16 protein-coding genes are annotated in these 23,674 nt (G+C 42.3%); 8 read left to right on the top strand and 8 right to left on the bottom strand.

What is annotated here, in order from left to right; all coding sequences use genetic code 11:
• Positions 1–3,393, bottom strand: coding sequence for a DEAD/DEAH box helicase (locus GPM24_RS14805; protein ID WP_158827575.1), 3,393 nt, complete (start codon positions 3,391–3,393; stop codon positions 1–3).
• Between the two features lie 149 nt (positions 3,394–3,542).
• Between GPM24_RS14805 and GPM24_RS14800 the strand changes: the two genes are divergently transcribed.
• Positions 3,543–5,378: an ABC transporter ATP-binding protein gene (locus GPM24_RS14800; protein ID WP_233268867.1), complete on the top strand. Its 1,836-nt coding sequence runs from the start codon at positions 3,543–3,545 to the stop codon at positions 5,376–5,378.
• Between the two features lie 56 nt (positions 5,379–5,434).
• Here GPM24_RS14800 and GPM24_RS14795 read toward each other — a convergent pair whose 3' ends face one another.
• From GPM24_RS14795 to GPM24_RS14765, 7 genes are all read right to left on the bottom strand, one after another.
• On the bottom strand, positions 5,435–5,737 hold the full coding sequence (locus tag GPM24_RS14795; RefSeq protein ID WP_158827574.1) for a hypothetical protein: 303 nt from the start codon (positions 5,735–5,737) through the stop codon (positions 5,435–5,437).
• 189 nt (positions 5,738–5,926) lie between these two features.
• A complete protein-coding gene (locus tag GPM24_RS14790; RefSeq protein WP_158827573.1) occupies positions 5,927–6,268 on the bottom strand; it encodes a HopJ type III effector protein in 342 nt (113 codons plus the stop codon).
• A 155-nt stretch (positions 6,269–6,423) separates the two neighbouring features.
• A complete protein-coding gene (locus GPM24_RS14785) occupies positions 6,424–9,081 on the bottom strand; it encodes a glycoside hydrolase family 78 protein (protein ID WP_158827572.1) in 2,658 nt (885 codons plus the stop codon).
• A gap of 89 nt (positions 9,082–9,170) precedes the next feature.
• On the bottom strand, positions 9,171–9,590 hold the full coding sequence (locus GPM24_RS14780; protein WP_233268866.1) for a c-type cytochrome: 420 nt from the start codon (positions 9,588–9,590) through the stop codon (positions 9,171–9,173).
• 1 nt (position 9,591) lies between these two features.
• The gene (locus GPM24_RS14775) at positions 9,592–10,512 is read right to left on the bottom strand and encodes an SMP-30/gluconolactonase/LRE family protein (RefSeq protein ID WP_158827571.1); all 921 of its coding nucleotides are present in this window, start codon (positions 10,510–10,512) and stop codon (positions 9,592–9,594) included.
• 1 nt (position 10,513) lies between these two features.
• Complete coding sequence (locus tag GPM24_RS14770) at positions 10,514–12,322, bottom strand: PQQ-dependent sugar dehydrogenase (protein WP_158827570.1); 1,809 nt, start codon at positions 12,320–12,322, stop codon at positions 10,514–10,516.
• A 282-nt stretch (positions 12,323–12,604) separates the two neighbouring features.
• Entirely contained in the window at positions 12,605–13,237 is a 633-nt protein-coding gene (locus GPM24_RS14765; protein ID WP_158827569.1) for an HAD family hydrolase, read from the bottom strand.
• A gap of 243 nt (positions 13,238–13,480) precedes the next feature.
• On the opposite strand from GPM24_RS14765, the gene GPM24_RS14760 reads away from it, so the two are divergent.
• From GPM24_RS14760 to GPM24_RS14730, 7 genes are all read left to right on the top strand, one after another.
• A complete protein-coding gene (locus tag GPM24_RS14760) occupies positions 13,481–14,047 on the top strand; it encodes an RNA polymerase sigma-70 factor (protein ID WP_158827568.1) in 567 nt (188 codons plus the stop codon).
• Positions 14,048–14,296: 249 nt separating this feature from the next.
• Complete coding sequence (locus GPM24_RS14755) at positions 14,297–15,280, top strand: FecR family protein (RefSeq protein WP_158827567.1); 984 nt, start codon at positions 14,297–14,299, stop codon at positions 15,278–15,280.
• A 226-nt stretch (positions 15,281–15,506) separates the two neighbouring features.
• Positions 15,507–18,860, top strand: coding sequence for a SusC/RagA family TonB-linked outer membrane protein (locus GPM24_RS14750; protein WP_199269770.1), 3,354 nt, complete (start codon positions 15,507–15,509; stop codon positions 18,858–18,860).
• A gap of 29 nt (positions 18,861–18,889) precedes the next feature.
• Positions 18,890–20,422, top strand: coding sequence for a SusD/RagB family nutrient-binding outer membrane lipoprotein (locus tag GPM24_RS14745; protein WP_158827565.1), 1,533 nt, complete (start codon positions 18,890–18,892; stop codon positions 20,420–20,422).
• Positions 20,423–20,530: 108 nt separating this feature from the next.
• Positions 20,531–20,995, top strand: a complete 465-nt coding sequence (locus tag GPM24_RS14740; RefSeq protein ID WP_158827564.1) for a RidA family protein — start codon at positions 20,531–20,533, stop codon at positions 20,993–20,995.
• Between the two features lie 14 nt (positions 20,996–21,009).
• Positions 21,010–22,230, top strand: coding sequence for an aminotransferase class V-fold PLP-dependent enzyme (locus GPM24_RS14735; protein WP_158827563.1), 1,221 nt, complete (start codon positions 21,010–21,012; stop codon positions 22,228–22,230).
• 156 nt (positions 22,231–22,386) lie between these two features.
• Positions 22,387–23,649, top strand: coding sequence for an amidohydrolase/deacetylase family metallohydrolase (locus tag GPM24_RS14730; protein WP_158827562.1), 1,263 nt, complete (start codon positions 22,387–22,389; stop codon positions 23,647–23,649).
• Positions 23,650–23,674 lie beyond the last annotated feature (25 nt).

Here is a 23,674-nt window from a genome sequence, read left to right as displayed (position 1 = left end):
TTAATCGTCACTAGTATGTCCTAACAAGTTCAGCAGATCTTCTTTTTTAAGCGATTGTATAAACGAGGCGTCCGTTTTTACTAAATCCCGTGCTAAATCCCTTTTGGCTTGCTGCAGCACCGTTATTTTATCTTCTACCGTGTTGGGACATATCAGCCTGACGGCCACAATATTTTTATCCTGACCAATGCGGTGGCTACGGTCAATAGCTTGGTTTTCTACAGCCGGGTTCCACCAAGGGTCTATCAGGTAAACATAATCTGCCTCGGTAAGGTTAAGTCCGGTACCGCCAGCTTTAAGGCTAATGAGAAAAACACGAACATGCGGGTTGGTTTGAAACTCGGTAACCACAGCCTCGCGGTTTCTGGTTTGCCCGCTTAAATAGGTATGGCCTATACCCTTTCTCACCAGGTCTTTACGAATCAAATCCAGCATGGATACAAACTGCGAAAACACCAGAATTTTATGCTGCGAACGCTTCTCTTCTATCTGCTCCATCAAAACGTCAATTTTAATAGCAGCATCGCCCGGCATCTTTTCGCCTTTGAGCAGTAGTGGCGAGTTGCATATTTGCCGAAGTTTGGTTAAGCCCTTTAGCACATTCATAGCGCTCTTCTTTAACACATCGCCCGTAGTGGCCGAGATATATTCACGAAACTCTTTTTCGTAGGCATCATAAATTTTGCGCTGCGGCGGCTGCATCTCGCAGTACAGCACCATCTCGGTTTTTTCGGGCAGTTCGGTAGCTACCTGCTGCTTGGTGCGACGTAAAATAAACGGCTTTATTTTTTCTTGCAGTTCCACTGCCCGCTTCCTACTTTTAAAACTATCAATGGGCGATGAATAGATATCCTTAAAATACTGCTTGCTACCCAGCAACCCTGGGCAAGCGAAGGACAACTGCCCGTACAGATCAAAAGTGTTATTCTCTATGGGCGTTCCGGTAATCACCACCCGGTTTCGGGCTTTTAGCAAACGGGCAGCTTTGTAGCGTTGTGATTCAGGATTTTTGATATTTTGCGACTCGTCCAGAAAAACATAATTGAAAGTGTAGTCTTTTAAAAAGTTAATATCAGATAGTAAGGTACCATAAGAAGTAAGCACAATCTCGTATTGATCGAACGCTTCAATACTTTTGATACGATTAGCTCCATATATGGTATGCATTTTTATAGATGGCGCAAACTTTTCAACTTCCTGCTGCCAATTAAATATCAGTGATGTTGGCACCACCAGCAAATTAGTATTATGACTTACTTTAGTACGCTGCGACAGGATAAAGGCGATGATTTGAATAGTTTTACCTAAGCCCATATCATCGGCCAAACAACCGCCAAAGTTAAAATCATCCAAAAAGTTAAGCCAGTTTAAGCCCTGCTTTTGGTAATGACGCAGCGTTCCGGTTAAGCCATCAGGTACCGGAATGTCTTTAATCTCGCTAAAATCGGCCAGTTGCCTGCGGTAAATATTTAGTTCGTCCAACACACCCTCGTCCAACTGCTCGGCATCGTAGTATCGCTCAATAGCCGTGTAGTTAATTTTAGGAACGCGAATGGTTTCATCGTCGGCCACCTCGCCCGAGTTAAAATACCCTTCAAACTTTTCGAGCCACTCGATGGGCAATACACCTAGCGTACCGTCGTCGAGCTGAATGTATTTACATTTGTTTTTTACCGCCCGGTATATTTTCTTTAACGCTGCGCGGGTTTTACCAAAGCGCACACCTACCTGCACGTTAAACCAGTTGATACCGCTTAGTACTTTAATACTAATTTTAACTTTGTGTGGATTCAACTGATTGCCTTCCAACTCGTTAAAACCCAGTATAGTAATACGATGGCTTCTCCATTCTTCAAACACATTCAAAAACCAGTCTTCATCTAAAAAATGCCTTTTGTGCAGATAGAAATAATGCAGGTCATTATCATATAACTGTTCTTCAAACTGCGGGTGCTGTTTAATAAGTAAGGCCGTAAAATCATCTTCTTCAGCCTCGTTACGTTGCACCATAAACTCGTTACCCCGGTTATCTACACTATAAATCTGCCTTTTTGTACGTGTGGATATCTCTACCTCGCCATAGCGCATTACCGGAATCAGCATTACATGAGAACCGAAATCAGACAGGTAAATAATGCTCTCTGTTTCCGCATTAAAGCCCTGCTGTTGCAACTGTATAGATGTTGCCGGTTTTATATGCTGGTAACGCATATGAATTTTATCTTCCAGTTTAGAAAGCACCTGTAATTTAAACTCGGGATATTTACTTTGATGTATCAGCAAATTTTCGGGCTTACCGGCAAATAACTCAATCACATTGAGCACCTGCAGGTTATCGGCTAAATAAAACACTTCGCCAGCCTTTACAAAGTAAGTAAGAACAACTTGCATCGACTTCAACTCGTACGTCTCTCCAGCTATTTTGACATTGCCCGCTATCTCAAAAAAATTACCTTTCTGAGCAACCGTCAGCGTTAATTGATTCGGTAATGATTTTACAACTACCGGCATTACAGATGCGGCGGTTATTTTATCAGACACTTCGCTGTTATGATAATAAAAAGGATACCCTAACGGATTTTTAACCACCGCCCTTAACGCAGCTATATCTGCGTCGCTACGCTTGCTGTTTAAATGATTTTGAAACTTATTTATACCGGTAAAAAACTTCAATTGTTCAGCATCTTCCGTTTGCCAAACCTGATCTAAAGGCGGCAAAAACGTGAGCGGATTTTTAATTTTACCTTCCCGGGTGGTTTGCGTCTGGTATAGCTCTATAAAAAGATATTTATAATACTTATGCTGTTTGAGTACCACACAAGTTATCTGTTGACCCTCATTAGCAGCAGTATGCGGCAGAATACTATCCTGAACTATAAGTTGCTGTAAAGTATTTAAGCTTTCTTTGGTAACTGGCAGCAGTGCGGGCGACTTAGGCGCCAGGTGCAGTTTTTTGTTAATATAAGCAATGCTAAAGTATTGATCCAGATTGGCCTCTTGTTCCAGCCCATAATCAGCAGCGAATTTACGAAGCTTATTATAGCGTAAGGCATCATCAAAAAATAAGCGAAACTCCTCTTTCTTGACAATGGCCCACAGCACCTCTGCCTGATGTTCGCAAAGCATACCCGGCCCGGCCGTACAGTCGCACGAGATATGTAAACCATCTTTTTGCTGGGTGATGATTACCACCGCAGAAGTAGCCGAAGCAAAAAAACTGGTAAATGCGCCGCTGTTGATGTCCAGATATTGCGGCGTAACGTTTTGCCATGCTTTGCCATCCCAATCTATTGAGCCGCTGGTATGGCGCGCAATAAGGGTTTCGGTTAAGTTGGCAATGTTGGCGCCTTTAAATACCAGATTGTGTTTGTCGCCGCTATTCGCTCTCGTCATTAAATGTGTTATCACGCAGGCTTTGTCTAAAACAGAGGCTAAATATCATAAACAATCAATTGAAATGCAATATTTAAAATCATCACGCTTGTTAACGTATCTACTCTAATCATAGTCCATATCTTTACACAAACACGTTAAGTTTAGCATTGAGAAGACCTGTATTTAAACCAACACCCAAGCCTAGCTGGAAAGAACGGCTAAAGGCACTTAGCAATTTGCCTGCATTTTTTAAACTAGTGTGGCAAGCCAGCCCAAAAATGATGCTCACCAGCAGTTTGCTGCGCATTGTAAAGGCAGCTTTTCCGCTACTTATACTGTATGTTGGCAAGCTTATTATTGATGAGGTTATTCATTTGAACAGAGCAACAACAGTTACAACATCGCATACTTATTTATGGAAACTGGTAACTGCTGAATTCATATTGGCCATTGTTTCTGATGCTCTTAGCCGGATTATCAATTTAATGGATAGCCTGTTAGGCGACCTATTTTCTAACCATACATCGGTAAAGATAATGGAGCATGCCGCAACGCTTGATTTGGACCAGTTTGAAGATGCTGTATTTTACGATAAGCTGGAACGGGCCAGGCAACAAACCGTTGGACGAACGATATTGCTGTCGCAGGTATTAAGCCAAGTGCAGGATTTAATTACGATGACTTTTTTGGCCGCCGGGCTACTTGCTTTTAATCCGTGGCTTATTCTGCTTTTGCTGGTTGCCATTTTGCCGGCATTTTTAGGCGAATCTTATTTTAACGATCAAACTTATGCCCTGTCCAGAAGCCAAACGCCCCAACGGCGCGAACTGGATTATTTACGCTACTTGGGTGCCAGCGACGAAACAGCTAAAGAAATTAAGATTTTTAACTTATCTGGCTTTATCATCAACCGGTTTAAAAAGCTAGCTATCCAGTTTTATACCGATAATAAACGCATTGCCGTACAACGTTCATTATGGGGTACTCTTTTTGCCTTGATAGGCAGCACGGGCTATTACGGTGCATATCTATTTATGATTGTACGCACCATTAGCGGCCACCTTTCTATTGGCGAACTTACTTTTCTGGCCGGTTCTTTCAGGCAATTAAGAAGCTTGCTGGAAGGTGTACTTACACGTTTTTCTGCGGTATCACAGGGTGCTATTTATTTGCGCGACTTTTTTGAATTCTTTGACATCAAACCTAAAATCCATAACTCGCCCACACCAAGGCCTTTGCCCAACCCCATATGTAACGGCTTTACTTTTGAGAATGTAGGCTTTAAATATGAAGGCAGTGAGCGTTGGGCCAACCGGCATTTAAATTTTACGCTACATCCCGGTGAAAAACTGGCACTGGTTGGCGAAAATGGCGCCGGAAAAACCACCCTGGTTAAATTACTGGCCAGATTATATGACCCTACCGAAGGCCGTATTTTGCTGGATGGTTATGATTTGAAAAAATATGATTTAGTAGAGCTTCGGCAACATATCGGCATTATATTTCAGGATTTTTTGCGTTACCAAATGACCTTTTCGCAAAACATTGCAGCAGGCAATATCCGCGAATCAGAGAACGAAGACCTTATCCATATGTCTGCGCGGCTAAGTTTGGCCGAAGAGGTTGCTCAAGGGCTGCCGGGGGGCTATGCGCAAATGTTGGGCAAACGGTTTGCAGAAGGTGTTGAGCTATCGGGCGGGCAATGGCAAAAAATAGCCATTGCCCGAGCTTACATGCGCAATGCACAGTTGCTGATACTGGATGAGCCCACATCTGCACTTGATGCCCGGGCTGAGTTTGAGGTTTTTGAACGCTTTACTGAATTAACCCAAGGCCGCATGGCCGTATTGATATCGCACCGGTTTTCTACCGTTAGGATGGCCGACCGCATTTTAGTGCTAGAAAAAGGACAGATAGCGGAGATGGGCACTCATGAAGAATTGCTTATCAAAGGCGGACACTATGCCAACTTGTTTAATTTACAAGCCATGGGATACAAATAAAAAACTCCCAATTAATAGCGGTAAACTTTTAAAGCCATAACACAAGCCGGTTAAGATTAATACTGATCATCAGATGTTTTCGAAAGGTTTAATGTTACGTTAATCGTATATAGATACGGTTGCCCAGCCTGATTAGGTGTGGGATGATCCATAGGCCACGAATAGTGTTCAATTTGTATACTTTCAATAGTATACGCTTCTTCGTGGATAAGGACCTGATCTTGCGAAGAAATCTGGCCTATATCATGTGGATTGATAGCTTTTTTGTAGGCGTTTAAATCTGATGTACAAAAAATTATTTCTTCGTTGTAAACAAACATAAACCGGGCTGCAGTAGTGGTTTCGGTTGATTTGATCATATATAGTACTCTTGATAGATGTAAGACTACAACACAGACACAACCACCTTGTTTAACCTTGCTTATCAAACCCGAGTTAATGGCTTAAAAAACTTAAACACTAACACATAAAATATCAGACATAGATCATACAATTTACTTACGGTAAGCCAACGCAATGGCAGGCCTACCGTAAATAATCATACGCAATTATTTTGCTAATAATGCCTCACCTTCAAATACTACTCCCGACCATCCATGAACCATAAACTGCCTTATGTTTTGATGGTCTGCCGCATCCGGATGATTCAGTACAGATTGGTAATGTTCGGCAAATAAACACAGGGTATCTTCTTCACTCAAATTATTAAGCTTACCAAAAGCAAACACCTTGGCGCTGCCTTGATTTTGAGTGGCTTCGTTGTACACATCACCATTTTTAAATGCGGTTGGCTGATGCTGGTAGTAGGTTTCTATAAACTTGATAACATCATTAAATACAAGCGACTGACTTTTTAGATTGTTGATCAATTCAACTAATTGTTCTTTCATTTAAAATTTGTTTAAAAGCTAAATTTTGCCCAGGCCTACCGTCTGTTGTGATATCATTTGCACAATTAAACAGCCGGTAGCAATTGCTGCAAAAGTACAATAGTATTGTATCAGCTTCTTAAATAGAAAAGAGATTTATCCGGCGTACTTACTGTTTACTTTTGCTGACTGCTCAGTGTTGTTATAGTACCGGCTTTACATTCAAAATGGTAATCTCCGGATCCTGTTTCATGCCTGTTTCCATCAGGCAATATCACTATGGCTGTAGTATTGCAGGGGACGCTCACATTCAGTTTAAACAAGCCGTTATCCATAGTCCACGAGGATTTAATTGCGCCGTATACTGTTTCCAACTCAGCTGTAGCATGGGTTAGCTTTCCGCCCGGTTTTGGCGCGATGATAATATTTTTATAACCAGAACTGCTAGCACCTGGATTAATGCCGGTGATATTTTTGTACATCCAATCGCCTATGGCACCGTAAGAGTAATGATTGAATGAGTTCATACTTATAGTTTGAAAGCTACCATCAGGCTTTAACCCATCCCATCTTTCCCAAATAGTTGTGGCACCCATCTTAACCGGATACAACCATGATGGATAGGTTTCCTGCAACAGTAAATCATATGCCACATCGTTAAATCCATATTTACTTAATACATGGCATAAATAAGGTGTACCTAAAAATCCGGTGGTAAGATGATTGCCATAATCGCGTATGTTGGCCACCAACCTTTCGGCCGCTTGTTGCCTTAAATTTTCCGGAAGCATATCAAACTGTAAAGCCAACACATAGGCCGTTTGCGTATTGGACACCAGCCTGCCATTAGCTGTAAGATATTCTTTAACATAAGCATTTTTGATGTTTTGCAGCAAGGCTGTATATTTTTGCACATCATCCATTTTACCTAACACACCTGCCGCATTAATAAGCAATTGTGTAGAATTTGCATAGAAGCTTTGCGCAATCATATACTTATCGGTAACAGCGGCCCGGCCATCATTATCATCATCCGGGCGGTAAAATAGCCAGTCGCCAAAGTGAGAGCCCGAATTCCAAAGGTTGTTTTTGGCCACAGATGTAATGTAATCGACCCAAGCTTTCATACTGCCGTATTGCGTTTCCAGTATCTGCTTGTCGCCATAAACGGTGTACAAATTCCAGGGAATAACAGTGGCCACATCGCCCCACCCGGCTGATCCGGCGTCCGACGCATTTAACACGTTAGGAACCACAAAAGGCACACTTCCGTTGGGCAACTGATCGGCCTTTACATCTTTTAGCCACTTGGTAAAAAAGCCGGCAACATCCATGTTGTAGGCGGCCGTATTAAAAAACACCTGCGCATCTCCTGTCCAGCCCAGGCGCTCGTCACGTTGCGGGCAATCAGTAGGTAAATCAACAAAATTACCTTTTTGCCCCCATTGTATGTTATGCTGCAACTGGTTAAGTAAGGCATTAGATGTGCTGAATTTACCTGTTGGCGCCATATCTGAGTATAGCGCTACAGCGGTTAAATCTTCAGCTTTTAATTCTCTAGGATAACCTTCTACTTTCACATAACGAAAGCCCTGAAAAGTAAAATGCGGCTTAAATACTTGCTCAGGGCCTGCTTTTAATATATAGGTGTTTTGCTGTTTGGCCGAACGCAGGTTTGCAGTATAAAAATTACCGGCTTTATCCAACACCTCGGCATGGCTTAGCTTAATTTTAGTACCCACGGGGCCTTGGGCTTTTAATACCACCCAGCCTACCAGATTCTGTCCAAAATCAACTACCAGTTCACCCTTAGGGGTTTTAAAAATTTTCATGGGCTTAAATACCTCATGTTCGGTAACCGGTGGCCCGCTCATGCTGATAAGCTCTTCTTTGCCTTTGTCTATGCTCCGAACATTAGCCCAGTTTTTATCTTCCGCATAAGCCGCTGCATCCCACCCCGTCTTTTCCAAGCGGGCATCATAAATTTCGCCATCATATATACTGGATGCCTGAATTGGGCCATAGGCGTATTTCCAGCTGTTATCCGTTTTAATCACTTCGCTGGAGCCATCGGTATAGGTCACCTTTAGCTGCATAAGCAATGCACGGGTATCGCCATAAAAGTTATGCCGGTCGTTAAAGGCCACCCGGCCTTTGTACCATCCATCGCCCAATATTACGCCAATGGCGTTTGGTCCTTTGTTTAAATCGGCAGTAACATTATATACCTGATATTGCAAATGCTTATTATAGCTGGTCCAACCGGGCGCCAAATAATTATCGCTTACCCGTTTTCCGTTTATACGCGCTTCATAAAGCCCTTTTGCCGTGATATACAGCATAGCCGATTTGATGGACTTTTGCAGTTTAAACTCTTTTCTGAAAAGCGGGCTTTTAGCCGGTGTATCTTTTTCAGCTACTGTAATCCATTGGGCAGTCCAGTCATCGGCTTTAATGCCGGTTTGAAAAAATTGCTGTGCCGACCATGGCGACGTATTGCCATGATTATCTTTAACCCTTACCTTCCAATAATAAACGGTGCCCGGCTTTAGCCCAGGTCCTTGATAAGCAATCAGCACCGACTGATCGGTTGCTGCACGCATAGTAGACTCCCCGACCTTTAGTTCATAGGATTGCTGAACGGTGTTCTTTTGCGCTGACTTAATCTTCCAGCTAAACCTTGGCATTAAATTATCAGTACTCAGCGGATTAACCTGATGATTGACCGTAAGGCCATACACCGAAAGTTTTTGGGCCGATACTTTTTGAAATGCGGCAGACCACAACATTACCAATAACATTGCCGCTATGCGGGTGAGATAGACATGGTTCATAAAAAAATCAGGCTTTTAGCTGGTTAAGCTTAGCTATTATCGGAATAATTTTTCATAAAAGCTGCTTAAACATTTTGCTCGATGTTCCATTATTTTTTCAACGACAGCACATAAGCCACCATCTTGTTCACATCTGCCGCAGCCAGGGCAGGGTGCGGTGTCATCGGTACAGGTCCCCATACGCCACTCCCGCCTTTAATTACCTTCTCACTTAAAGCTGCAACAGTAGCTTGGTCTTGCGGGTACTTTTGTGCAATGGCGATGTAAGCCGGTCCCACTAACTTAGTTTCTGCATTATGGCAGGCCAAGCAATCGGATTTGGCAATAAGCGCTTTACCATCTTCTATTTCTTGTGCGGTGGCGAATGGTTTTGGAGCGGCTTTTGTGACGGCGGCTGTTTTTTTAACAGCAGTTTTCGCAGTAACCTTTTTAGCTTGTGCAAAGGTACTGCCTGCACAAACGGTAAGCATTATGCAGGCTGCACCTGCTATCCATAAGTTTAGTTTCATATTATTTTTTCTGCTTTTGGGTCATCAGCCATTCACGGCCTGGAGTATCTACTCTGAAAGTTTCCAAATTACCCTGATCTTGCAGGGTTACATACACTGTTTTGCCATCAGTACCACCAAAAGCTACATTGGTGGGTTTTTGGCCGATTAATTTAATCTCTTGCAAAACTTTGCCTTGGGGCGATACTTTTGCAACCGTTCCTTTTGCGTAACGGGCCTGATAAATATTACCGTCGAGATCAACACGCATACCATCCATACCAAAATCGGCAAATTCAATCACCAGTCTTTTATTGCTGATAGCACCTTTTTTGGACAAGTCATAAGCCCATATTTTGCGAAGTTCGTTCACATATAAAGTATGGCCGTCCGGACTTACATCAATACCGTTAACCGTTGCCATACTATCCAGCAGGGTAACCTTGCCGTTGGTATCAATACGCCATATTTTACCGGTACCAGCTTTCCAGTTTGGGTCGCTGGCATAAAGCCTGTCATACTTATCTATAGCAATATCATTAGGCTGGCTCATTTTATCCTCGTGCGCAAATATTTGCTGTTCTTTAGTAGCCATATTTACCTTGATGATATTATGATGGGTATAATCGGCAATCAGCATATCACCGTGACTATCAAACCTGATTCCGTTACCTACGCTTCCTTTAGGGAGTTCGATAAACACGCTCGCTTTTCCATCCGGCGTTACTTTACCTATGGTACCGTCGTGGTCAAAATTCACCGCATATACGTTTCCCTCTTTATCAACGGCGGGGCCCTCTGCTCCTACGGTAAAACTATGCGGAGGTGTAAAAACTGAAGAAGTAAAAAGAGCCGATTTATCGGTTGTTTGTGCCTTGGCGTTAAACACAGTAGCTACCAGTGCTGGTAACAATATCTTTTTAAAAGATTGATAGTTAAGCATATTATTTATTGATTGGCATTTTACGTACCCGCGCCACATCAGAAGCAGTGATGATATCGGGCGTGTTATTGAAATTAGATTTTACATAAGTTGCCACCTCCGCAATTTGTTCATCAGACAGGAAACTGCCGTGGGCAGGCATTACTTCGTTGTATGACTGGCCTTTAACGGTAATTGGTCCTTTTAACCCGTTTAGTATAACGTAAACCAACCGATTCTTATCGTTTACCCATTCTGATTGTGCCAGCGGCGGGAAGCGGTTTCCGTCACCTTTACCATCATTTTGATGGCATGATACACAATAAGTAGTGTATATAGCAGAGCTTTTTGGAAGATTTTTAAATAAATTATCTTCTATCTCATTAGGTGTTTTAATGTTTGACGCCGTTTGTTTACGCTTTTCCATGGCCGCCAATTGTGCCGTACCGAAAGCCTTTTTATCGCCTTTATACATTACTCGCCATATTCTACCTTTTTCAGTATCGCTAATATACAGTGAACCATCTGGCCCTTCAGCCAGCCCCATCGGGCGATAAACAGCATTGCTTACACTTACAATAGGATCTACTCTGGCAAAACCGTCTGCAAAAACCTCCCAATCGCCCGAAGGCATTCCGTTTTTAAATGGCACGAAGGCAATGACATAGCCCGCTTGCGGATACGGTGCGCGGTTAGTGGCACCATGCAGGGCAATAAAAGCGCCATTTTTGTAGTGGTCAGGAAACTGCTTGCCTTTATAAAACAAAAGATCGTTTGGTGCAAAGTGAGCTGGGAAACCAACTAAAGGCTTTTGTAGTTTAGCGCCGTTACCTTCTTTAATTTTATCGCCGCCAAATTCGGGGTTCAACAGTTTTTTACCCTTAATCTGGTCATAATAGTAATATGGCCATCCGCCGTCAAGACCTTCATTTACTTTAAAAAATTCTTCAGCGGGCAGCATGGCACTTTCCCAGGGCGTATAAATGTCGGGCCACAACAATCTAAAATCATCGCGACCGTGATTAACGGTATAAAGCGCTTTGCTTTTCGGATCCCAATCCAACGCGACAATACTTCGCAAGCCAGTTGCGTAACGTTTGCCATCACTTTGTTTTTGATTAAGCTTATTGGCGTCGAACATCCATATGCCGCCATGATCTTTCAGCAACGGATTTCCCTTGTCGGCAGAAAAAGGATCGCCCTCCCCTTTTGAGCCCGGAACACGATTCCGTTCCTGCCCGGCGTTTGATCCGGCTCCCCATCCCACAAACATATGCCCTTTATTATCAAAAGCAATAGGTTTGGTTTGATGTTCATGATAAGGCGGATCGTCAGCTACAATGGTATCAATCTTACCATCAGGCACCAACTGACCGGGTTTAAGTTTCATGCGATAAACCGTAAGCTCAGAACTAAAATACAGGTAGCCATTATGTACACGCATAGCCGTACCGTACGAGTGGCCGTCATATTTACCAAAAGGCTGTATTATGTCCATCTTACCATCGCCATTGGTATCCCGTAGGGCAATGTTGCCATCGCCATCGTTCAGGTTATGAAACCTGGCTTTTACATAGATATCGCCGTTGCTATTCACGGCAATGTGCCTGGCGCGCCCCTTTAAGCTATCAACAACGGTTATGGCACCGAAACCATCGGGCAGGTAAAGTCCGCCATTGTCGGTGTCTGGCTGTGGTAAATGTTTTTCGTCGGAATACAGCGTAAAAGCTGTAAAAACAAAAAGGCAGCCGGCTCCGACAACTTTTAAGTAGCGGCTGTTAAGAAATTTTAAATTGCTTAATTGTCTTAAACCATATTCTCTTAGGTTCATGCGGTGTACAGGTTTTAATATTGGTTATTGGTTTTATGATATTTAAAAACACGCGCTAATCTATTAAAGGACCAAATCACTAAGCCGGTTTCTGCGAATGCATGCAGCGGGGTATGCTACAGGTAGGGCAAACAAAAAACCAGAACACATTAAAGACACACTATATTAACACAGCGACTAATGGCAACACAAAAGTTACAAACTTTTTTTGTTTTAAATTTAGGCGCTTAAGAATTAAGCTTAATTAAAAGCAAAATATCTGTATTATTTAAGTGCGAACACTTATAAATCTAAAAAATATTTGGTGAGCGATGTAAAGTCGTCAAACTTAACATCATAATCGTCCGTTTTTCCGAAGCCGTAGCTCACAAATACAAACGGAATACCGGCCAACCGGCTTTGCTGACCGTCGCCTTCGGTATCACCTACATAAACCGGATTTTTAAGATGATGCTTTTGTTGCAACAGTGCTATGTTGTGATGTTTAGGCATACGGTTAACACCATAAGCAAATTCATCAACAATATATTCATTTATACCGGCCCAATCCATAAACAAGCGGATATGCCCTTTGGCGCAGTTACTTAATATAAACAATTGGTATTGGGTTGATAATTGTTTTAAGCCATCAATTACGCCCTCATACAACCGCCCTCCCATTTTGGGCAATATGTCACTGCGCAACGTTGTTACCGTGTTATAAATTTCCATGCCTTCATCTTCGCTGTATTCAGGTAGCAAAGCAGCTACTACCTTTTTTCCTTCCCACCCCATCATATTCATTAAATGGTGGCGCTCTATCACCCGGTTAATATTCTTCTGTTCAAAAATAATATTCCATGATTGCGCGTAGGTATCCACGGCATCCCAAAGGGTACCGTCCATGTCAAATATAATACTATCAGGCTTTTGCATAAATTATATATATAAATTTATTGTAATGATGAGTGATGGTGTTAAATGGCAAGTATTTTAATAATAAATTCACAAAATACCCATACATTGATACAAGATGTGCTAATAAATGGAATTAATGATTGAAATATTCACAAATTACTAATGTTTTATTTGGTTTTTATTGCACAAGATAAAATTTTATCTAAATTGGGATTCCTAAATGAGTTAACCTTTTTTTAACATTTAAGCTGTTGCTGATTAATGAGAGTTGCTACTTTAAACCAACATCAGAATTTTGAATTTGAAAAAGTATTTGAAGACTATAAACGCCGTGTTTATGCGCAGGTGTACGCTATAGCCAAATCGCAGTATGCGGCTGAGGAAGTTACTCAAGAAATATTCATCAAATTATGGATGAATCAGGATACGTTAAAAAGTATAAATAATCTTGATGGTTACATTTATACTATGGTGCGCAATTACTCTTTAAACTATTTGCGAAAAGCTGCTAGTGACAGCCGTTTGGTTGACGAACTTTTACGTGTTGCCGTTACTAATGACAATAATACAGAATCCAGAATACAGGTAGCAGAATGCAAAAATCTAATTTCAAAAGCAGTAAGCCAACTATCGCCTCAGCGACAGATTGTTTACCGGATGAGCAAAGAAGAAGGCTTAAATTATGATGAAATAGCAGGACACCTAAATTTATCCAAACACACCGTAAAAAACCACCTGTTGGCTGCACTCAGTTTTATTAACAGTTACCTGACAAAAAACGGCGTGCATCCCACATTAATTGCTATACTTACTTTCTATTGTTTATAATATCGGCACAATAAAAGAAAAGACTACTTTCTTTTACAGTTTTGCCGCATTTTCATCAAATAAATTCCATTTTGCTAAATAAAAAAGGTTATTTGTTTAATTTTTATAACAAATAACTGTTGATTTTGAATATATTTTCACTCCAACAAGCCGGATACTTAATTTTTTCCATATCAATTAGATAAAAATTCAAAACAAGTTAGTCTATTATTGATTTTGCTGTGTCTTTATTGTAGAAACCGGGCATAGATGAATATCAACAAAAGAAAGTCTGACCTTTTAGAAAAGTATTTGAATAATTCTTGTACGCAAGAAGAGTTCGATGAATTTATCAATACACTTAAAGACACTCAGGATAACGAAGCATTTGATGAGGCTATGCAACGGTATTGGGCATCCACTAATCATCAAGATTTAAGACACCACAACGTTAACTGGAACAGGATAAGCACCAAGGTAAAGACACAGAATAACAGCATTGTAAAAACCAGCAGCTATTTTAAATACGCAGCTTCTATTACAGTAGTTATGGGCTTATTAGCAGTTGCGTTCTTGAAAAAAGCTACCGTTCCTGTAAAATATTTAACCCAGCATACCGCATCAGCCAAAACAAAATCAATTGTGCTGAGCGATGGCTCTAAGATTACGCTTAATGCAAATTCAGAACTGAAGTATCCGGAAAAATTTAATGGCGAACGCCGGGAAGTTTATTTAAAAGGCGAAGCGTATTTTGACGTTGTTCATGACGAAACAAAGCCATTTATTATTCATTCGGGTAAATTAACCACCCATGTTTTAGGCACATCTTTCACAGTAAGTGCCTATTCGCAAACGGCACCAATGAATGTAACTGTGCTTACCGGTAAAGTTGCGGTAAAAAATGAAAGCACCCAAGCCCTTGCTGTATTAACCAGAGGCCAGTCGGCCACTACCTGGCAGGGGAATAACAAGTTTTTGCTGGCACGCCTTGCCACACCAGAAGATGCGATTGCATTTACAGAAGACAAAATCATATTTGAAAACGCTAACTTAAATGAAGTGGCTTTAAAGCTGAGTAATAAGTACGGTGTTAATATTAAGATAACAGATCAGGCTTTAGCACAGCAACACATTACCGCCATTTTTCAGGGACAAAACCTAACGGGTATTTTGAATGCAATTACCAAACTTACCCATGCGAAGTACCTACAAAACGATAACATTTACACCCTTTATAATCGAAAAAAATTATAAAACGCTTCTAAAAAAGAAAGGAGTTTGCCTATAGCATAAAGAGAGCTTTACAAAAAAAGAAAAAGGTTGAATGTGGTTCCAGCACATCCAACCCATATTGGGCCAGGCCCGAATCAATTCATAGTTTCCCATAAAGGGAGTTTCACCACTACAAATTTTGATCAAATATATGACAAAAAAACCATTGTCCTTTTGTTTGCTATGTAATGCATTAAGCAGGATAGTCATGATAGCTATTACGTTTGCCATGTTTTGTACAGAGACAAATGCAAAGCCACGCGACATACAAGACCTTAATCCCAAAATATCGTTACGGGTAGTAAATATGCCCGTTAAAGATGTACTCAAACACATTAATAAAGAAACCAAAATTAGTTTTGTTTTTAGTAACGCGATTGTTACCAATCAGGCGATCAGTTTAGATGTAAAAGACGAATTACTGAACTCGGTACTCAGAAAAATGTTCGATCCGCTGGGCATGGATTTTTCTATATCCGGTAACGTAATCCTCATCGAAAAAAAGAAAATTAACCCAACCGAAGCTCCTAAACAAACGCAAACACAGCAAGGTGTTACCGGTATTGTAACCGACAGTGTAGGCACCACCCTACCAGGTGTAAGCGTTAAAGTTAAAGGAAGCAGTACCGGTTCGGTTACCAATCCCGATGGCAGATACAATATTAACGTACCTGATGGTAACGCGGTATTGGTGTTTTCATACGTAGGTTTCATCACTCAAGAAATACCGGTTAACGGCAGACAGGTAGTTAACGTGAGACTGAAAGAACAGCGCCGGGATTTAAATGAGGTAGTTGTTACCGCACTGGGTATATCCCGCCAAAGAAAAGCGTTGGCCTATTCGGTAAGCGAGGTTAAAGGCGACGAATTTACCCAAGCCCGCGAAAACAACATCGCCAATGCCCTTACCGGTAAAGTAGCCGGTGTAAATGCTACCGGTTTATCTACCGGACCTGGCGGCTCAAGCCGGGTTATCATTCGTGGTAATGGATCTTTAGGCGGAAATAACCAGCCCTTATACGTAGTAAATGGTATGCCTATAGACAACTCGGTACCTGGCGGCAGTGCCACTACCGGCGGTGGTGCTGGTAACGTTGACCGTGGCGACGGTATAGCCGGCATTAACCCTGACGATATTGAAACCATGAGCGTGCTGAAAGGTGGTACCGCAGCAGCTTTGTACGGTGCCCGTGCTGCCAATGGTGTAATCTTAATTACTACCAAAAAAGGCCGCGCGCAAAAAGGAGTGGGTATTGAGTATAACACTACTTATACCATGGAAACTCCGGCTGTTTTCCCTGATTGGCAATATGAGTATGGCCAAGGTGATGGCGGTGTTAAACCGATGACACAAAGTGCTGCTATTACCACCGGCCGTCGCTCTTTCGGTGCCAAAATTGACGGTTCTACCTTTGTGGGGTTTGATGGAAAAGAGCACCCCTACGTAGCACAAAAAGATAAAATCAAAGACTTTTACCGTACCGGTTCTACTTTTACCAACACCATCGCCGCAACTGGTGGCACTGAGGCGGTTACTTACCGATTTTCGGTTGCTGATTTGAAAAGCGAGAGCGTATTGCCTAACAGCAATTTTGACCGTAAAACTTTTAACCTTAATGTGAACGGAAAACTAGGTAGCAAGGTAACTTTTCAAGCGCTTGCCCAATACAATATTGAAAGAGCTAAAAACCGTGCTTCGGCTGGTGACGCTTCGGGTAACCCTAACTGGACACCGTACATGGCGGCCAATACTGCCGACATCCGTTGGTTAGAACCAGGTTATGACGCCTCTGGTAATGAGATTGCCTGGAATGATGCCTCTATTGCAACCAACAGTTATTTTGTGGTAAACAAATTTCAACAGCGCGATACCAAAAACCGCTTTATTGGTCAAGGTGGCGTTACTTACGAGTTTATTAAAAACCTATCATTAAAAGCCGTTGTTAGCCGCGATTTTTATTTTTATAACTACCAGTACATTATCCCTACCGGTACCCTGTACTTTTTGAACGGACAATACAACGAATTAAAAGCCGACGCATCAGAAACCAACGGATTGCTGACCTTAAATTACAGCGGTAAAATTGGCAAAGACTTGGCCTTAACAGCCTTTGTAGGCGGCAATCAACAGCGTTCGGTGTATAACCAAACCGCTATAACCGGTAGCAATTATATCATCCCTTACTTTTATAGCGCCACAAACTTATCAACCCTTTCTACTGTACCTACCAACAACAAAACGGGTATCAATTCATTAATGGGTTCGGTTGACTTAGGATTTAAAGGTTACGCTTACTTAACCTTTACCGGCCGTAAAGATTGGTTTTCAACGTTAAGTCCTCAACACAACAGCTTGTTCTACCCATCGGTGGGTGGTAGCTTTGTACTGTCTGAAGCGGTTAAATTGCCTTCGGCCATCAGCTATGCTAAATTAAGAGCATCATGGGCGCAGGTAGGTGGCGGCGCTCCAGATCCGTATGTTATTAACCAATCTTTCAGAATGGTTCCAAGTTCAGGGCAGCCTATACAAAACGTTTCCAGCACAACTATCACCAATCAAAATTTACGCCCTTATACCTCAACCACTACCGAAGCGGGTATCGAAGCCCGTTTTTTGAACAGCCGCGTAGGTTTTGATGTAACCTTATATGATCGTAAAACAACTAATGATATCGTAACCACTGCTATATCAGGTGCAAGCGGTTACAACGCTGCTGTATTGAATGTTGGCGAGTTGGATAACCGTGGTGTAGAACTATTACTTACCGGAACACCTGTTAAAGGCAAAGACTTTAGTTGGAATACCAGCTACAACTTTGCTTACAACCGAAACAAAGTTGAAAAACTGGCGGCAGGTTTAAATCAAATTCAAATGGCTACTTCAGTTAACAGCTGGGCTTATATTAACAATATCGTTGGCGAATCATTCGGCTCTATTGTAGGTACACGCATGTTAAAAGATGCTAGCGGAAATACTGTATTTAACCGCACCACCGGACTGCCTGTAGCCACAGGATTGCAAGTGTTAGGTAATGGCGTTGCCCCTTACACCATGGGCTTAACCAACGACTTCAAATACAAGCGCTTCTCGCTGAACATTTTAGTTGACGGCAAGTTCGGTAACAAAATCTTCTCGTTAATGGAAGTGTATGGTACCCGTTTAGGTTTAATGAAAACCACACTGCCAGGTCGAGAAAGTGGATTACAGCTTAATGGTGTTGACCAGACCGGTGCACCATATTCCAGAACAGTTCCCATCAGCGACTTAAGAACTTATTATGACAACTATAAATCATACTCCGAACTGTTTTTGCACGATGCAGGGTTTGTGAAGCTTAGACAAATCATCTTCAGTTATGCCATTCCGGTTAACAAGCTTAAAATGGTGAATCTGCAAGGCGCCTCAATATCATTCGTTGCCCGCAACCTGCTGACTATCTATAAACAAACTGACAATTTTGACCCTGAAGCAAGTTTTACCAACGACAGGGCACAAGGTCTAGAATCGTTTGGTTTGCCAAGAACACGGAGCTTTGGTTTGAACCTGATGGTTAAGTTTTAATTTTTATCATTCTGATAATGTAAATGAACATGAGAAAATATCAACGTAAACTATCAATACTGTTTTTTGCGGCGAGTATAGGATTACAAGCCTGCGATAAGGGTTTTGATGAAATGAATACCGATCCTAACTCATCAAGCAGCCCTACCCCTACCTACGTATTTACAAAGGCGCAACTGGATGGTGCAAGCAGAGCCCAGGTTCTGTTGCAAGGCACCATGCAGTATACCACCAGTTATAATGACGTAGCAGGTTTTGGCGCTAAGTATGTGTTAAGTCAAACTCAGCAAACTTGGAATGCTTTCACCAACGCTTACCCTAACGAAATTAATGAGATTACACAGGTAATAGCCGCCGTAACCGGAAAGCCCGAATTGATTAACCAACTGGCTGCAGCACGCGTTTGGCGAGCCTATTGCTTTAGTCGGCTTACCGATTTATATGGCGACATCCCCTATTCGCAAGCCGCACAAGGCTATACCAGCGCACTTTACAAACCTGCATATGATGAGCAAAAAGCAATTTATGCAGACCTGTTAAAGGAACTTGACGAAGCTGCAAAAAGCTTTGATGCCGCAAAAATTACTTTTGGCGCTGCAGATTTAATTTATGGAGGCGATGTTAATAAATGGAAAAAGTTTGCTTATTCGCTAATGCTGCGCACAGCCATGCGCATGACCAAGGTTGATATTGCAGCAGCGCAAACCTGGGCTCAAAAGGCTATAACCGGCGGCGTTATTTTGGAAGATGCCGATATGGCGCGTGTAAATGGCTATGTATCTTCAGGCCAGGATATCAACAAAAATCCGCTGGCTTTGAACATGTACAATTCCGATTATAACCCCGCCAACTTTGGTACCAACAACCCCGAAGGTGGAAAATATCAGGATGTATTCATTAATTACCTCAAAAGTAACAAAGACCCTCGTTTAGGCGTTTTGGCCGTTGTTTGGACCAGCAAAACCACTGTTGACACATCAGCTGCGCTGCAAAAAGGTATGTCGGCAACTTTGGGTACTAAACCCGCTGATTTTGTAACCTATTCTGAGCCAAACCCAAGCACTATATTACAATTTAATAGCCCGTACCTGTTATTAACTAATGCCGAAACTAACTTTTTATTGGCCGAAGCTGCATTGCGTGGCTGGTACACAACTAATTCGGCAAGCACTTTGTACGAGAATGGTATCAGTGCTTCTATGCGCCAGTGGGCATTATTTGGAACAGGAGGCGTTATTAACAGCAATCAGATCCAAACGTACATTAGGTATCACAAACTGGATGCAACGGCTCCTTTTGAGAGCCAGATGGCGCAAATTTACACCCAGTTTTGGGTAGGCGTATATCCAAACTCACAAGAGGTGTATGCCACTTACCGGCGCACCGGCTACCCTGCCCTTACGCCTAATAACTATGTAGGCAATGCTACCGGCGGCAAAATATTCAGGCGATTCCTTTACCCACAAAACGAACAGAACCTGAACGCCGAAAACTATCAGGCCGTTATAGCTCGTCAGGGTCCGGATGAACTGATGACACGCATATGGTGGGATCGCCCGTAATTAAATTAAATGATTAAATTTATTGAAGTGAGTAGCCCAGACCTTGCCACGGGTAATGGTCTGGGTAAAAGCATCAAATAAACATTAAACATCATACACAAACCAAAAATGAAAGCACAAAGAAGATCAATCTTAAAAAAATTATTAGCCTCTGTTGGTGGCATTTCAGTATTCGGCTTGGCTAAAGCAAACCCACTGGAAGCAAAAGACGAAAAAGAGGTTAATAACGTCACCAATTATCAAGATGTACCGCTATTTTCTGGTTCAACCAAATTAGGCAACATGATTTTTATAGCGGGCAAAGGCGCTCACGTTGCTCCATTTGAAATTAAAGCACATACTGAAATTGTGTTGAAAGAACTGGAAGCCGAATTAAAAAAAGCAGGCTCATCTATGGAAAAGGTTTTAAAGGTAAACGTATACCTGAACGATATTGCCGACTATAAAGGCATGAATGAAGTGTACAAAGGTCGCTTTGGTAAAAACCCGCCGGTACGCACCACCGTTGCCGTTGCCAAAGGCGGCGTTCCCGGCGATTCATTGGTAGAGATGGATTGCATAGCTTACGTATAAAAATAGAACAAGCCATGAAACGCAGAAATATACTTAAGGGCCTTACCCTACTTCCGCTTGCCAACGGCTTTGTAGCCAAGGCAGCAACAGCATTAGGAACAAAATCGGCGCCTGCCGCTGCCGCACCTAAACGCGATTTTTTTAAAGAACTAGGTGTAACGCCTGTTATCAATGCAGGTGTAACCATGACGTTTTTATCAGGTTCGCTCATGTTGCCCGAGGTACTGGAGGCTATCAACTCTACCTGTCACGATTTCGCCAACATGTATGAGTTGCAAGATAAAGTTGGCGCCAAAATAGCTGAAATGCTGCACGTTGAAGCAGCTATGGTAACATCGGGCGCTGCTTGCGCCATGTTGTTAGGCACTGCCGCTGCCATTACCGGCACCGATGCTGCTAAAATTAAAATGCTGCCCAACCATCCAGGGCCAAGGCCAGAGGTTATCATGCAAAAAACGCATCGTTACCTATTTGACCAGGCGGTAACCACAACCGGCGCTAAGATTATTGAAGTGGAAGGCCCGGCAGAAATGAAGCAAGCTATCAACAAAAATACCGTTATGGCATTGTTTTTTAATGCAGCAGACAAAAGCAGCATTACACACGAAGAGTTTGTAAGCATTGCTAAGCAAAACAATATACCCACCTTTTTGGATGCCGCAGCTGATGTACCACCTGTAGAAAACTTATTTAAATTCCAGAAAATAGGCTTTGACCTGGTAACCTTTTCGGGTGGCAAAATGATACGTGGCCCGCAAAGCGCAGGTTTATTGTTTGGACGCAAAGATTTGATTGCCGCAGCACGCCTTAATCATAGTCCGCACGAGGCACCTATCGGTCGCCCGATGAAGGTAAATAAAGAAGAGATGTTTGGCATGTATGCAGCATTAAAAGCCTACCTGGAACGCGATCATAAAAAAGAATGGGAAGACTGGTTGCAGCGTACCAAATACATTGGCAATAAACTGGAAACAGTGCAAACCGTAAAAACCCAAACGGTTGTAGATCCAGGACCGGCCAATGCTTTCCCTAGTCTGCAAGTAACCTGGGACCCCAATAAAATAAAAATCAAGGCCGATGATGTATTAACTGCTTTAAAAAACGGCACACCAAGCATCGTTGCCAATCGTAGAGGAGACAGCTTGATTGTGGGTGTAGTTTTATTACGTCCAGACCAGCTTGACATTGTAGCAGGCCGGGTAAAAGAGATTCTACAAAAGGCTGTGGCAGTATAGCAGCACTATTTAAAATTATTTTTTACAGGCTGTTAATTAACAGTTAAGGGCTGTGCAGTGACTACACTTTGGCCCTGTAACCACAATCTTGCAAAAATTATTAATGACACAACTATTTAATAATGAACTGCTGATTTAAATTGAATAAACCTATTTATGAAAAAAACCATACTTGCGCTGTTGATAACCTGGGGAAGCTTAAGCCAGGTATCCTGGGCACAATCATACAGTATTGTTATTAAAGGCGGACATGTTATCGACCCCAAAAACAATATTGACGGTGTAATGGATGTAGCCATTACCAACGGTAAAATTGTTTCCGTAGCTAAAAATATTGACGGTAAAAAAGCCGTGCAAACAGTTGATGCTAAAGGACTTTATGTTACGCCAGGGCTTATTGACATCCACTCGCACAACTTTTGGGGTACCCAGCCCGACCACCAGTACGAGAATGGCAACCTGGCGCTTCCGCCCGATGGCTTTACTTTTCGCAATGGCGTTACTACTGTGGTAGATGCAGGCAGTTCGGGCTGGCGTACTTTTGCCACTTTCAAAGCACAAACCATTGATCAATCACAAACACGTGTACTAGCATTTATCAATATTGTGGGTGAAGGTATGCGTGGCGGCTACGAGCAGAATTTGAATGATATGGATTCGAGAATGTCTGCTTTAATAGCTCGGCAGTATAAAAACTATGTTGTGGGATTTAAAGTAGCACACTTTGAAGGGCACGACTGGTCGCCGGTTGACCGTGCGGTGGAAGCTGGTAAAATGGCCGGCAACATCCCGGTAATGGTTGATTTTGGCGGCAGTAATCCCCCCTTGCCTATCGAAGAATTGTTCATGAAACACTTGCGCCCTGGCGATATATTTACTCATTGCTTTGGCCAGTTAGCTACCCGGGAATACATTGTTGATATTAATACCCAAAAAGTAAAACCGTTTGTATGGGAAGCCCGAAAAAAAGGAATCTTTTTTGACGTGGGCTACGGCGGTATTAGTTTCGCTTACTCGCAAGCTATCCCGGCTGCCAAGGAGGGATTTTTTCCAAGCTCTATCAGTACCGATATACACGTAGGCAGCATGAACGCAGCCATGAAAGATATGTTAACCACCATGTCGAAATTCCTGGCTATCGGTATGGATTTAAAAAGCGTAATTCAGGCATCTACTTCTAATCCGGCGCAGGAGATTAAGCACGAAGAACTGGGCAACCTATCAGTAGGTGCCGACGCCGACGTAGCTATCCTGAACTTGCGTGATGGCAAATTTGGCTTATTTGATTACACCGGCTATAAAGTAGAGGCCAAGAAAAAACTGGAATGTGAGATGACCATCAGAGCCGGCAAAATTGTGTACGACCTTAACGGTATTGCCACTCCTATCATTCCGCCTAAAACTACAAACGAGCACTAACGGATAACAGCAGTAGTACTACGCT

The sequence above is a fragment of the Mucilaginibacter lacusdianchii genome (assembly GCF_009770985.1).
In the GTDB taxonomy this organism is placed as follows: Bacteria; Bacteroidota; Bacteroidia; order Sphingobacteriales; family Sphingobacteriaceae; genus Mucilaginibacter; species Mucilaginibacter lacusdianchii.
This window is presented reverse-complemented; position numbering and strand designations above follow the sequence as displayed.